This window comes from Xanthomonas sp. NCPPB 2586 (assembly GCF_041475775.2).
In the GTDB taxonomy this organism is placed as follows: Bacteria; Pseudomonadota; Gammaproteobacteria; order Xanthomonadales; family Xanthomonadaceae; genus Xanthomonas; species Xanthomonas campestris.
Genome location: NZ_CM192981.1, coordinates 1,793,814 through 1,806,434, shown reverse-complemented (window position 1 = coordinate 1,806,434; position 12,621 = coordinate 1,793,814). Strand labels below are relative to the sequence as shown.

The following is a 12,621-nucleotide window of genomic DNA, read 5'->3' as shown; positions in this document are numbered from 1 at the left end:
GCGCTACATCCAGAAATATCGCTAATTGAACGACTTGTCGCGTCCGCTCGCTCTGCCTAGGTTTGGCCTGCCCGCGCTTGCGGGCATCCCCCGACCAAGGAGAGTCACTGGTGAAGAATGTTTTTCTTGCATCGTTTGCAGCAGGCACGCTGGCCGTCGTCGGCGTGCTCGGTTCGGCGCAGGCACAGTCCGTGCGCGGACCGGTTCCGTTGACCATCGAACTGGCGCCAGTGGCCGACCAGGCCGGGCGACATCAAGGCAAGATCGCGGTCACCGTCACCAACAACGGCAGCCAGGTCGCCCGCGTTCCGACCTATCAGCTGCCGCTGAAGTCGCTGGACAACGGCATCCTGGAGGTGAGCCGCGACGGCAAGCCGGTGGACTACACCGGGCGCCTGGTCAAGCGCGGCCTGCCCAAGGCAGCCGACTTCACCATCCTGCAGCCGGGCCAGAGCGTCCAGGGCGAGGTGGATCTGGCCGGTGCCTATGACCTGTCCACCAGCGGCAACTACACCATCCAGGTGCGCTCGTCGCTGCAGTACGCCTCGCTGTCCGATGGCAGCCTGATGAAGGCCGCAAATGGCCTGCCGGCAGTGGCCACCAGCACCCCGCTCACCGTTTGGCTGGACGGCGCGCGTCGTGGCGTACAGCGCCAGCTCGCAATCGGCCCGACCGCCGTGGTCAACGGCATCAACTATCTCAACTGCAGCACCACCCGCACCAACCAGGCCGCCAGTGGCGTCGCTGCCGCGCGTAATTACTCGCAGAACGCGCGTACCTACCTCAACGGCGGCAGCACCGGCGCGCGCTATACCACCTGGTTCGGCGCCTACAATGCCGCGCGCTACAGCCGGGTCAGCTCCAACTTCGTCAACATCGACAACGCGCTGGACCAGAACAATGGCCAGCTGACGATCAACTGCAGCTGCGAAGCGGATCTGGCGGACGCCTTCGCTTACGTCTATCCGAACCAGCCGTACGAGATCCATGTCTGCAACGCGTTCTGGAGCGCGTCGACAACCGGCACCGACTCCAAGGCCGGCACGCTGGTACACGAGACCAGCCACTTCACCGTGGTGGCCGGCACCCAGGACCGCGTGTATGGCCAGTCCGGCGCACGCAGCCTGGCGATCAGCAACCCGGCCCAGGCGATCACCAATGCCGACAGCCACGAGTACTTTGCCGAGAACACCCCGGCGCAGAACTGATCGCGTGACTTTCTAAAAACGCCAAAGGCCCGGCATGACTGCCGGGCCTTTGTTTTACGTGCAATACAGAATTACTTGATCAGGCGCAGCGTGAACGGATAGCGGTAGCTCTCGCCGCTGTTGGCCTTGACCGCCGCCAGGATGCAGAGCACCAGGTTGGCGACCCACACCAGCGTCGGCACGAAGAACAGGATGCCGAACGACACGATGGTCAGGATCACCGCAGCCACGTAGGCGATGATCACGGTGATCTGGAAGTTCAGCGCTTCCTTGGCCTGGTCGGTGGCAAACGGCTTGGACGGGCTGGCGTCCTTGCTGATCAGCCAGATCACCAGCGCGCCGATGAAGGACGTCAGGATGCCCAGCAGATGCGCGGCCAGTGCCAGCGTGCGCTCTTCCGAGGGCGTGCCGGTGCTGATCGTCGGCGGCGGCGGTTGTGGCGCGGCGTGTGTGTCGAACTCGCTCATCATGTCTCCCCATGCATGGTTGTGGTGTGCGGCGGACTATAGCAACCAATCCGCGCGCCACCAGTGCGGGAAGCCATGGGTCCGCCAGCGCCGGGACGCTGGCGGGCACAGGCACCGGGCCGGCGACTCAGCTGTCGCCGGCCACCGTCATGCGGTTGATCAGCACCGAACCGATCTTGACGTGCGAGCGCGGGTCGACATCGCTGCCCACCGCTTCGATCCCGGCAAACATGTCGCGCAGGTTGCCGGCAATGGTCAGCCCGTCGACCGGATAGGCAATCTCGCCGTTCTCGACCCAGAACCCGCCGGCACCGCGCGAATAGTCGCCGGTCACCGCGTTGACGCCGTTGCCCATCAGCTCGGTGACCAGCAGCCCGCGCGACATGCCGGCGACCATCGATGCCAAGTCGCCGGCATTGGAGGTCACCTGCAGGTTGTGCACCCCGCCGGCATTGGCGGTGGTCTGCAGCCCGAGCTTGCGCGCCGAATAGCTGCCCAGCACATAACGCTGCAGCACGCCGCCGTCGACCAAGGCCGAGCGGCGCGTGGCCACGCCTTCCCCGTCGAAAGCGGCCGAGCGCATGCCGCGCCGCAGGTGCGGCAATTCCTCGATCCCGAACCAGTCGGGAAACAGCTGCGTGCCGACGCTGTCGAGCAGGAAGCTGGCGCGGCGGTACAACGCACCGCCGGACACTGCACCGAGCAAGTGCCCGACGAGCGAGCGTGCCACTTCCGGCGCGAACAGCACTGGCAACTGGCCGGTCGGCAGCGAGCGCGGCTGCAACCGTGCCACGGTGCGCGCGGCGGCATGCCGGCCGATCGCGTCCGGTGCTTCCAGGTCTTCGCGCGCCAGCGCACTGCTGTACCAGCCATCGCGCTGCATGCCGTCGCCCTGCCCGGCAATCAGCGCGCAGCTGATCGAATGGTGGGTGCCACGCTCGCGCCCGATGAATCCGTGCGAGTTGGCATACACCGACAGGCTGAGCCCGGTGCTGGCCGAGGCGCCATCGGAGTTACTGATCCGCGCATCGGCCTGCCGGCCGGCGTTTTCGCAGGCCAGCGCCAGGTCCACGGCGGTGTCGGCGTCCAGCGCCCACGGGTGCCAGCTGTCCAGCTCGGGGAAGTCGTGCGCCATCAGCTCCGCATCGGCCAGGCCGGCAGCGGGGTCGTCTTCGGTGTAGCGGGCAATGGCGCAGGCCTGCGCAACGGTGGCCTCCAGGCTGGATTCCTGCAGGTCGGCGGTGCTCGCACTGCCCTTGCGCTTGCCGAAGTACACCGTCACCGCAATACCGCGGTCGCGCGTGGACTCGACGGTTTCCACCTCGCCCAGCCGCACGTTCACGTCCAGACCGCGTTCTTCGCTGCAGCTCACTTCGGCCTGGGTCGCGCCGGCGGCGCGGGCACGCTCGAGCAGCCGCTGGGAGATCTCGGTGAGTGCCTCCAGGCGCTGCAGGCTGTCGTCGGTCACACGGGTTTCGGAGGAGAGTGCGTTCAATGCTTTATCCTTTGGATGCGGATCCGTCCGCGAAAGCCCGGCCATCGTGGCCGGACTGTCTGAATTTGGATGCGGATCCTTCCGCAGAACGCTCGGCCATCCATGGCCGCAGTGTCTGAATTTGGTGCGGAGTCTTCCGCCGGAGTCCAGCCGTTCATGGCCGGAAATTTAACTAAACACGTTTTGGGATGTAGTGGCATGCGCGGACGCGATGAAGATACCGGTGAATTTCGTGGCGCCAGCCGCAGCCAGCAACGGCGCGAGGCGTTGGAAATTTTCGACCTGGGCGAAAAGCTGGTGGCGCTCACCCCGGCGCAGCTGGCCAAGTTGCCGGTGCCCGAGTCGTTGATCCCGCACATCGAAGAGAGCAAGCGCATCACCTCGCATATCGCGCACAAGCGCCAGCTGGCGTTTCTGGCCAAGCACATGCGCCGCGAGGACGACGAAACCCTGGATGCGATCCGCGATGCGCTGGATGCCAACAGCGATACCGCGCGCCGCGAAGTGGCGGCGATTCACCGCGTCGAACGCTGGCGCGAGCGCCTGCTCGCCGAAGGCGACGTCGCGCTGGCCGAATTGCTCGAAGCCTACCCGGCCGCCGACCGCCAGCAACTGCGTCAACTGGTGCGCAACGCGATCCACGAGCGGGCCAAGAACAAGCCGCCGCGCGCCTACCGTGAGCTGTTCCAGGTACTGCGTGATCTGTCTCAGAAGCCGGGATTGGAGAGTGGGGATGCGGGATTGGAAGACGAAGAGTCGGCGTCGTATAGCGACGAAGAAGGCGACGAATAGGGATCGGCCCGATCCATAGAGCCAGGCAACGGCCATCCCTGCCGTTACGATTCTCTGCTCCTGACTCTCGATTCCCCTCCGCTGAACCGGCAAACCGCAACCGCCCGGCGCACCGCTCTGCGCCCCTGCCGTTGCGATTCCCCACTCCCGATTCCCGAATCCCGGCATCTCAGGCCTGCGTTCCGCCCACGGTGATGCCGTCGATCAGCAGCGACGGCTGACCCACGCCGACCGGCACGCTCTGCCCGTCCTTGCCGCAGACGCCCACGCCTTCGTCCAGGGCCAGATCGTTGCCGATCATGCGCACCTTCTGCATGGTTTCCGGGCCGCTGCCGATCAGGGTGGCGCCCTTCACCGGAGCGGTGACCTTGCCGTCTTCGATCAGGTAGGCCTCGGTTGCGGAGAACACGTACTTGCCGCTGGTGATGTCGACCTGGCCGCCACCGAAGTTGACCGCATAGATGCCCTTCTTGACCGAGCGGATCATCTCCTGCGGATCATGCTCGCCGGCACGCATGTAGGTATTGGTCATGCGCGGCATGGTCAGGTGCGCGAAGGATTCGCGGCGGCCATTGCCGGTGGGCGCCACGCCCATCAGGCGCGCGTTATGGGTGTCCTGCATGTAACCGACCAGCACGCCGTCTTCGATCAGCGTGGTGCACTGGCTGGGCGTGCCTTCGTCATCGATATTGAGCGAGCCGCGGCGTCCATCCAAAGTGCCGTCATCGACGATGGTCACGCCCTTGGAGGCCACGCGCTCGCCAATGCGGCCGGCGTAGACGCTGGTGCCCTTGCGATTGAAGTCGCCTTCCAGCCCATGGCCCACCGCTTCGTGCAGCAGCACGCCCGGCCAGCCCGGCCCCAGCACCACCGGCATCACGCCGGCCGGCGCGGGAATCGCATCCAGGTTGACCAGCGCCTGGCGCAATGCTTCACGCGCAAAACCTTCCGGACGGCCATCGGCGAACAGCTCGGCATAGCCGTAACGGCCACCGCCACCGGAATAGCCGGACTCGCGGCGGCCGCCGTGTTCGACGATCACCTGCACGTTCAAGCGCACCAGCGGGCGCACGTCGGCGGCCAGCACACCGTCACTGCGCGCGATCAGTACCGTGTCCACGCCACCGGACAAACTCACCATCACCTGCTTGACGCGCGCGTCCGCAGCGCGCAGGTACTGGTCGATGCGGCGCAGCAGGTCCACCTTGGTGGCGCTGTCCATGTCGTCGATCGGGTCGGTGGCCGGATACAGCGCACGGCCGTTGCCGCGCACCAGCGTGCGGGTGGATTGCGCGCCGCCATCGCGCGAGATCGCGCGCGCCGACTGGGCCGCTTCCAGCAAGGCTTCGCGCTGGATGTCGTCGGAATAGGCGAAGCCGGTTTTTTCGCCGGAAATGGCGCGCACGCCCACGCCTTGTTCGATGGAATGCGCACCGTCCTTGACGATGCCGTCTTCCACACTCCAGCTCTCGCGTCGCGAATGCTGGAAGTACAGGTCGCCGAAGTCGATGCCGGGGCCCAGCAGGGCGCCGAAGGTGCGGTCGAGGTGGCCGGTATCCAGGCCGGAGGGAAGCAGCAGCCGGGATTCGGCCAGAGTCAGGGCGGTGTCGGTCATGCGGTCAGGATGGGGGTCGCGCGCCGGGGAGACAAGTCGCACGGCTGAACGTGGCACGCGGCTATCATCGCCAGCCCGCTGCCAGCCACCGCGCACGCATGAAGCTCACTGCCCACGTTCTGGACGGACACACGCTGGATATTCGCCCCGCGCCGCACGAACGCGCCTGGATGGATGCCACCGACCAACGCTACGCCTACCGTTGCCTGCCGCTGGCCATCGCCAATGCGCATGGCTGGGAGTTGCTGTGCCAGGCTGGTTTCGAGGCGGTCTGGGATGGCGGCGACGGGCTGGGCGCGGTGGTCATCACCGCCGATGCCGGCACCGCCGCGCCGGCGATCAGCCATTTCGGCTACGGCATGCTGACCTTCCACGTGCCCTGCCTGTTTCGGACCGACGCCGGTGTGGACCTGTTCGTCAGCGGGCCGTTGAACTGCCCCAAGGACGGCATCGGTGCGCTGAGCGGCATCGCGGAAACCGACTGGAGCCCGTACACCTTCACCATGAACTGGCGTTTTACCCGGCCGGGGCGGGTGCGCTTCGAGGCGGGCGAGCCGTTTTGCCATCTGTTCCCGCTGCAGCGGCAGTTGATCGAACAGGTGCAGCCGCAGTGGCAGCCGTTGTCCGCAACGCCGGAGCTGGCGCAGCAGCATGCCGACTGGACCGACAGCCGCAGCCGTTTCCTGGAAGCCTTGCCGGACGCGCAATCGGCGGCGGCGCGCGAGAAATGGCAGCGCGGCTACTTTCGTGGCGTGACTGCGCCTGCGCAGACGCCGGTGGCCGGGCACCGCACGCGGCTGCGCCTGCCGCTATTCACGCGTACCGGCGCGTCGCTTGACCCAGCCGGCGAGTGATCGACTGACTGCCTAGCGCGGCGCCTTGTCCGGCGCCGGCCTGGCGGGCGCACGCTCGCGCGCATCGCGGTCCACCACGTCCACCTGCGGCTCTTTCCACGGCCCGGTGACGTGATAGGTCTTGGCGCCAATCGCGCCCAGCGGTTTGCCGAGCACCGCATTGGCGGCCGCGCCGACCGCCGCACCCACCGGGCCACCGGCCACCGCGCCCACCACCGTGAGCAGATTGCCGGCCTTGGGGTTCACGTCCACGGTCTGGTCGAAGGTCTGCGCACGCAGGTCGGTCTGGCCGCGGATGGCGATGTCGGCAGCCGGGCCTTCGATCCGGATTGCATCGGTGCGCGCAAAGCCATGGCCAAAGCGCACTTCGCCGGCAAGCTTGTTGAACGCCAGGCCCTTGGAGAAGAAGTCGCGGAAGTCGAACATCAACCGGCGCGGCAACTGCGCCACACTGAGCAGGCCAAGCACGCGGCCGGCGCCGGGGTCCACTTCCAACAACTGGCCGTTGCGGGCGTCCACGGTGAGGTTGCCCTCGAGCGAGCCGAGCGCAAACCCGGTCGGCGAGCCCTGCCAGCCGGCGTTGAGTTCCAGCTGGCCTTCGCCGCCGCGCAGCTGCCCGCCCAGGGTGAGGTTCTGCAGCAGATTGCCCAGGTTGCGGCTGTCCACGCGCGCAGACAGCCGCGTGCTGGCAGCCTCGCCCTTGCCGCGCCAGGCGCCGGTCAGGCCGATGTTCTGGTCGTCCGAGCGCAGTTGCAGCTGGTCTACCTGCATGCCGTCGGTCAGCCGGCTGCTGCGCAAGGTGGCAGCGCCCAGGGTCATCTTGCCCACGCGCAGGTCGTCGATATCCAACGATAGCGGCGGGATCGACACCGGGTCGAACTCGGCCACCGCGCGCCGCGCCGGCTCCGGCAACGCGCCGGCGAGCGGGTCGCCAGGCTCGGGCGCGGCCGGTTCCGGCGCAGCGGCAACGGGCTGCCAGCGCACCGTGCTGAGCTTGCCCTGCACTGCGGCGCCGTCGGCATTGGGTACGGTGAGCTGGCCGGCCAGCGACGGCCCATCCAACGTCACCGCCACCGCATCGCGGGTGGGGCGCAAGCGCAGGCGGGTCTGCGGAAAGACGCCGCCAATCATCAACAATTTATCGGCCTGCACATCCACCTGCAGCAGCGGCAGCTTTTCGCTTGGCTGCGCCGGTTGGCCGGGTAGCGGCGGCGTGTCGGGCTCGGCACTGCCGCGTGCCAGGCTGATCCAGTCGATGGCATCCAGCGAGGCGGTGCGGCCATTGACCACCAGGCCATTGGCCGGCGGCCGCTCGGTCACGGTGTCGGTGCCCATCACCACGCGCACGCCGGTCTGGGTGCCCTGGCTGCTGGCCTTGACCGCCACCAGCTGGCCGAACGCCACATCGATATCGCCATTGCCCACCGGCAACGCCACCTTGACCCACGTGTCCAGCGGCTGCGTGGCCGGCTTGTCCAGCGGTGCGGGCAGATCCAGCGTGGTGCCGACCAACTGCGAGCGCAACGTGAGCTGTGCAGGCACATCGGGCTGCCCCGGACGCGCCAGCGGCACATCCACGCCCACCTGCCATGGCGCGCTGCCATGCACATACGGACGCAGCCATTCCATCTGCGGCGCGCGGTCGAACAGCTCCTTCGCATCCAGCGTGGCCCCGAAGCGCGCCTCGAACGCCTGCGCCGGGTCCTGCACAAAGCCGCCGGCACGCAACGCCAGCTCGCCCGTGCGGCCCTGATGCTGCACGCTCAGATGCTCGGCGCCGAAGCCGCTGTCGCGGTACTCGGCCTGCCCGCTGACCTGATCGAAGGCCAGGTTCCAGCGCGCGTCGGCCAGCTTGGCGCCCTGCAGCGCAACGGTGCCCTGCAGATGCCCGCCCACGCCCTTGGTGCGTAACGGGCGCAGCAGATCGAAGGTGACCGCGGCCGGGCCGGAGGTGGTGAGGTTGCGCAAGGTGTCGCCATAGCGGCGCTCCAGCGGGCTGCTGCGCAACATGCCCAGCAACTGCGCGGTGTCGGCCTGGGTGGAGGCGCGCACGTACAGCTCGGAGGTGGCGAAATTGGGGATACCGGCCTCGAACTGCGCCACCGGCGTGCCGGCCAGCGCGCCGCTGCCTTGCAGCGAGAAACCATTGCCGATGAAGCGCAGGTCGGCCTGCACCTGGGTCATCGCCGGCCAGTCCGGCTGGAAGCGGATTTCGCCATCGCGAATCTGCCCGAAGGCTTCGAAGCGGCCATCGTTGTTGTCGAACGGCCAGTCGTCCAGGTCGCCGCTGACCAGGCCGGTGCCGCCGGTAATCACGCCCCCGGCTACCGCCATGTCGAGCCAGTCGATGGCGGCCTTGCTCATCTTCGAACGGATCCAGAACTTGCGCGCCACCGGCAGTGCGGCGTCATCCAGCTGCGCCGCCAGGGAGATGCGTGGCCGGGTGCCATCGTTCTGAAACCACATCCCGCCGCGCAGGTTGGCGCCGTAGTCCTTGGCCTGCACCCGCAGCGCCGGCGTGGCGACCTGCCAGCCGTCGCCGTCGCGCCAGCCAACGATGCTGCCGGCCAGTTGCACCTCGTGCACCACACCAAAGCCGGTGGGCCAGTCGAAGCGAAGCGTGGCGTCGGGCGCGGTTTGCAGCGCGATCGCCTGCGCATCGCCGTCGAAGTGCCCGCGCAGGCCGCTGATGCCCGGCGATTTCCCGACCGGCTGGAATGCCAGTTCCTCGACCTGCCCCTGCGCGCGCACCGCGCCGCCCTGCTCGCCCGCCAGCTGCAGCTTGCTCACGCGCAACTGCGGCCTGGACAACGCCAGCCAGCGGCGCAGGCCCGGCGACAGCTGGTCGCTCAGCGCAGCGGCGGCGATCAGCCCGGACACATCCAGCGCGTCGCCCACCACCGCATAACGGCGCCCGGCGGCGATGCTCAGGCCGTCGAGATGCTGCAGCGTGTTCGCGCTGCCCAGGCGCAGCTGTGGTGCATCCAGCCGCCAGCCACCCGCCACGGTCTGCCAGCGCGCACGCGCCTGCAGGCGTTCCCACTTGAGCGTGCGGCGCGCCGATTCGCCAGCCAACGGTGCTCCCGACAATTGCACCTGGGTGAGATCGGCCACCACGGTGACCGCAGACACGCGGCGGGCACGCAGCTGCGCCCAGGCCTGCAGCCGTCCGCTGCCGCCATCCACCCGCACACCGCCGGCCTGCAGCAGCGACGCCCATACGGCCAGGTCCGCCGGCGCGGCCTGCGCGTACGCGCTGCCATCGCCACTGTCGCGGTCGAACTCCAGCACCGAGGTCAGCGGCGCGCGTGCCGGGTCGATCCAGCTGCGGCTGCCGACGCGCAGGGTTGCGCCCTGCACGCGCAGCCGCAGATCGATCCGTGGCAGCGTGGTGTCCAGCCCGATCGACGGCGCATCGATATGCAGCCGCGCCTCCGACACCTGGATTTCGCCCAATCGGCGCAACGCGTCCAGGGGATCGGCGTGCCGGCCACTGGGCAGCCCCTGCACCGACCACACCCCGTCGTCGCCACGCTGCAGGGTCAAAGCGAGCCCGCGCAGGCGCACCTCGGTCAGCGCATGGCCCGGCAGCAGGCCGGCGTACATCGCCAGCACCACTTCGGCCTGGCCCACACGCACGTCGCCGTTGGGGCCGATGCGCAGCCCATCCAGACGCAACAACGGGCCGCGGCGGGTCCATTCGGTCTGCAGGCGGTCGAAGCGGATCGGCTGGCCGGCACGCTGGCTCAGCCACGCGGCGATCTGTTGCGGATGCTGCTCGGCCAACGGCAGCGCCTGGCTGGCCGCGCCCACCAGCACGGCGAGCGCCACCAGCGCGAGCGCACTGGCGGTGATCGCATAACGGCGAAACAGGCGGAGACGGCGGCGCAGCGGAGTCGGCATTAACGGCGGGGAATCGGGAGTCGGGAGTCGGGAATCGTAAGAGCACGCAGCGCCCCGTACGCACGATCATCCGTTCGCGCACGCCCCCATTCTAAGGCCGTTAACAGTATCCCGCAGAGAGCCTTTCGCTCTTCCCCCATTCCCGATTCCCGACTCTCCATTCCCTGCCTCACAGCAGCACCACGTCGAACTGCTCCTGCAGGTACTGGTCGTCGGACTGGAAGCGGATGCTCTTGCCGAGGAATTCCTCCAGCTCGGCCACCGCCGCGGATTCTTCGTCGGTGATGCGCGCCACCACCTTGGACGAGGCGATCACCAGCAGCCGCGCCGCATCGAACTGGCGCACCGCGCGGGTGATCTCGCGGAAGATTTCGTAGGTGACCGTTTCGGCGGTCTTGATGGTGCCGCGCCCGCCGCACTGGCCGCAGGTTTCCGATAACTGCCGCTCCAGGCTTTCCACGGTGCGCTTGCGGGTCATCTCCACCAGGCCCAGCGGCGAGAACTCGTACACGGTGGTCTTGGCGTGGTCGCGGGCCAATGCTTTTTCCAGCGTGCGCAACACCTGGCGGCGATGCTCGGGATCATCCATGTCGATGAAATCGATGATGATGATGCCGCCCAGGTTGCGCAGCCGCAGCTGCCGGGCCACCGCCTGCGCCGCCTCCAGATTGGTGCGGAACACGGTTTCTTCCAGATTGCGCTGGCCGACGAACGAACCGGTGTTGACGTCGATGGTGGTCATCGCTTCAGTCTGGTCGATGACCAGGTAGCCGCCGGACTTGAGCGGCACCTGCTTGTCCAGCGCGCGGCCGATTTCGTCTTCCACGCCATACAGGTCGAAGATGGGGCGGTCGCCGGTGTACAGCTCCAGCCGCTCGGCCAGCACCGGCATGTACTTGGCCACGAAGGCCTGCAGCTGCACGAACGTCTCGTTGGAGTCGACCTTGACCTTCTCCACGTCCTTGCGGATCAGGTCGCGCACCGCACGCAGGGGCAGGCTCAGGTCTTCGTAAATGATGCTGCACGCCGACGCCTCGCGGCCGCGCCGCTCGACCACGTTCCACACCCGCGACAGATAGGCGATGTCTTCGGCCAGGGCTTCGGCCGGCTGGCCCTCGGCATTGGTGCGGATGATGTAGCCGAAGCCGCCATGCTGGGCCGAGACCTCGCTGACGATGGTCTTCAGGCGCAGGCGCTCGGCCTCGTCTTCGATCCGCGCCGAGACACCCACCACCTTGGACTGCGGCAACAGCACCAGATACCGCGAGGGAATGCTGATCTGCGTGGTCAGCCGCGCGCCCTTGGTGCCGATCGGGTCCTTGACCACCTGCACCACGATGTCCTGGCCGTCACGCAACAGCTCCACGATCGGCACCGAGGCGGCCGGCGGTGGCGGGATCGGGGTTTCTTCGGTATCCACCACGCTCGCTGGCGCCGGGGCCGGGCGCACCACGTCGTTGGCATGCAGGAACGCGGCGCGCTCCAGGCCCACTTCCACGAACGCGGCCTGCATGCCGGGCATCACCCGCTGCACCTTGCCCTTGTAGATATTGCCCACCACCCCGCGGCGCCAACCGCGTTCGATATGCAGCTCTTGCAACATGCCGTTCTCGATCACGGCCACGCGGGTTTCGCGGGGGGTGACGTTGACCAGGATCTCTTCCGACATCTAATGCGCTCCGAAGGCTGTGAGCAATTGCGAAGTCTGGAACAGCGGCAATCCCATCACGCCGGAATAACTGCCAGACAAATGGGTAATGAAGCGCTCCGCACGCCCCTGGATCGCGTACGCACCGGCCTTGCCCATGGGCTCGCCAGACGCCGCATAAGCGGCGATCCGGGTCGCATCGAGCGCATCGAAGGTGACCTCCGACACCACCAGCGCCTGCAGCGGTGGCCGCTGTGCTCCAACCAGCACCACCGCGGTGAGCACCTGGTGGGTGCGCCCCGCCAGCACTGTGAGCATGGCGACCGCATCATCGACATCGACCGGCTTGCCGAACACGCGCTCGCCGAGCACCACTTCGGTATCGGAGCCGAGCACGATGGCCTGGGCATCGTCGGCCTGTACCAGTGCCAGCCCCGCGCGCGCCTTCTCCAAGGCCACGCGGTGCACATAGTGCTCGGGCGATTCGCCCGGCGCGCGCACTTCGGGCACGTCCAGTTCCAGGGTCTGGAACGGCACGTCGAGGCGTTGCAGGAGTTCGTGTCGGCGCGGCGATCGGGAGGCGAGATAGAGCATCCACCCAGCATACCTGTTGGCCGTCCCTGCACGCTTGCCTGTCGC

At 67.7% G+C, this 12,621-nt stretch carries 9 protein-coding genes; 3 read left to right on the top strand and 6 right to left on the bottom strand.

The window, feature by feature from the left end; translation table 11 throughout:
- Nucleotides 1-110 precede the first annotated feature (110 nt).
- Nucleotides 111-1,208, top strand: a complete 1,098-nt coding sequence (locus tag ACCQ09_RS07615) for a M35 family metalloendopeptidase (RefSeq protein ID WP_014508287.1) — start codon at nt 111-113, stop codon at nt 1,206-1,208.
- A gap of 71 nt (nt 1,209-1,279) precedes the next feature.
- Here the strand turns inward: ACCQ09_RS07615 and ACCQ09_RS07610 are convergent, their stop codons facing one another.
- Nucleotides 1,280-1,675 carry a DUF4870 domain-containing protein gene (locus ACCQ09_RS07610; protein ID WP_228427940.1) on the bottom strand — a complete coding sequence of 132 codons (396 nt, stop codon included), beginning with the start codon at nt 1,673-1,675 and terminating at the stop codon, nt 1,280-1,282.
- Nucleotides 1,676-1,802: 127 nt separating this feature from the next.
- Nucleotides 1,803-3,170 (bottom strand): metalloprotease PmbA, encoded by a 1,368-nt coding sequence (pmbA, locus tag ACCQ09_RS07605; RefSeq protein ID WP_014508289.1) that lies wholly within the window; start codon nt 3,168-3,170, stop codon nt 1,803-1,805.
- 198 nt (nt 3,171-3,368) lie between these two features.
- On the opposite strand from pmbA, the gene yjgA reads away from it, so the two are divergent.
- The gene (gene yjgA, locus ACCQ09_RS07600; protein ID WP_228427939.1) at nt 3,369-3,962 is read left to right on the top strand and encodes a ribosome biogenesis factor YjgA; all 594 of its coding nucleotides are present in this window, start codon (nt 3,369-3,371) and stop codon (nt 3,960-3,962) included.
- 169 nt (nt 3,963-4,131) lie between these two features.
- Here yjgA and tldD read toward each other — a convergent pair whose 3' ends face one another.
- Nucleotides 4,132-5,577, bottom strand: coding sequence for a metalloprotease TldD (tldD, locus tag ACCQ09_RS07595; RefSeq protein ID WP_228427938.1), 1,446 nt, complete (start codon nt 5,575-5,577; stop codon nt 4,132-4,134).
- 98 nt (nt 5,578-5,675) lie between these two features.
- On the opposite strand from tldD, the gene ACCQ09_RS07590 reads away from it, so the two are divergent.
- Nucleotides 5,676-6,431, top strand: coding sequence for a DUF6065 family protein (locus tag ACCQ09_RS07590; protein ID WP_228427937.1), 756 nt, complete (start codon nt 5,676-5,678; stop codon nt 6,429-6,431).
- 12 nt (nt 6,432-6,443) lie between these two features.
- On the opposite strand, the gene ACCQ09_RS07585 is transcribed toward ACCQ09_RS07590, so the two are convergent.
- The 3 genes from ACCQ09_RS07585 to ACCQ09_RS07575 form a co-directional block, all read right to left on the bottom strand.
- A complete protein-coding gene (locus ACCQ09_RS07585) occupies nt 6,444-10,334 on the bottom strand; it encodes a YhdP family protein (protein WP_228427936.1) in 3,891 nt (1,296 codons plus the stop codon).
- Between the two features lie 169 nt (nt 10,335-10,503).
- On the bottom strand, nt 10,504-12,003 hold the full coding sequence (gene rng, locus ACCQ09_RS07580) for a ribonuclease G (protein ID WP_011037739.1): 1,500 nt from the start codon (nt 12,001-12,003) through the stop codon (nt 10,504-10,506).
- On the bottom strand, nt 12,004-12,576 hold the full coding sequence (locus ACCQ09_RS07575) for a Maf-like protein (RefSeq protein WP_040941007.1): 573 nt from the start codon (nt 12,574-12,576) through the stop codon (nt 12,004-12,006).
- Nucleotides 12,577-12,621 lie beyond the last annotated feature (45 nt).

Excerpts from the sequence above, each read along its gene's own strand:
- ACCQ09_RS07610 (WP_228427940.1), bottom strand. The coding sequence starts at position 1,675 with ATGAGCGAGTTCGACACACACGCCGCGCCACAACCGCCGCCGCCGACG.
- yjgA (WP_228427939.1), top strand. The coding sequence starts at position 3,369 with ATGCGCGGACGCGATGAAGATACCGGTGAATTTCGTGGCGCCAGCCGC.
- tldD (WP_228427938.1), bottom strand. The coding sequence starts at position 5,577 with ATGACCGACACCGCCCTGACTCTGGCCGAATCCCGGCTGCTGCTTCCC.
- ACCQ09_RS07590 (WP_228427937.1), top strand. The coding sequence starts at position 5,676 with ATGAAGCTCACTGCCCACGTTCTGGACGGACACACGCTGGATATTCGC.
- ACCQ09_RS07585 (WP_228427936.1), bottom strand. The coding sequence starts at position 10,334 with ATGCCGACTCCGCTGCGCCGCCGTCTCCGCCTGTTTCGCCGTTATGCG.
- rng (WP_011037739.1), bottom strand. The coding sequence starts at position 12,003 with ATGTCGGAAGAGATCCTGGTCAACGTCACCCCCCGCGAAACCCGCGTG.
- ACCQ09_RS07575 (WP_040941007.1), bottom strand. The coding sequence starts at position 12,576 with ATGCTCTATCTCGCCTCCCGATCGCCGCGCCGACACGAACTCCTGCAA.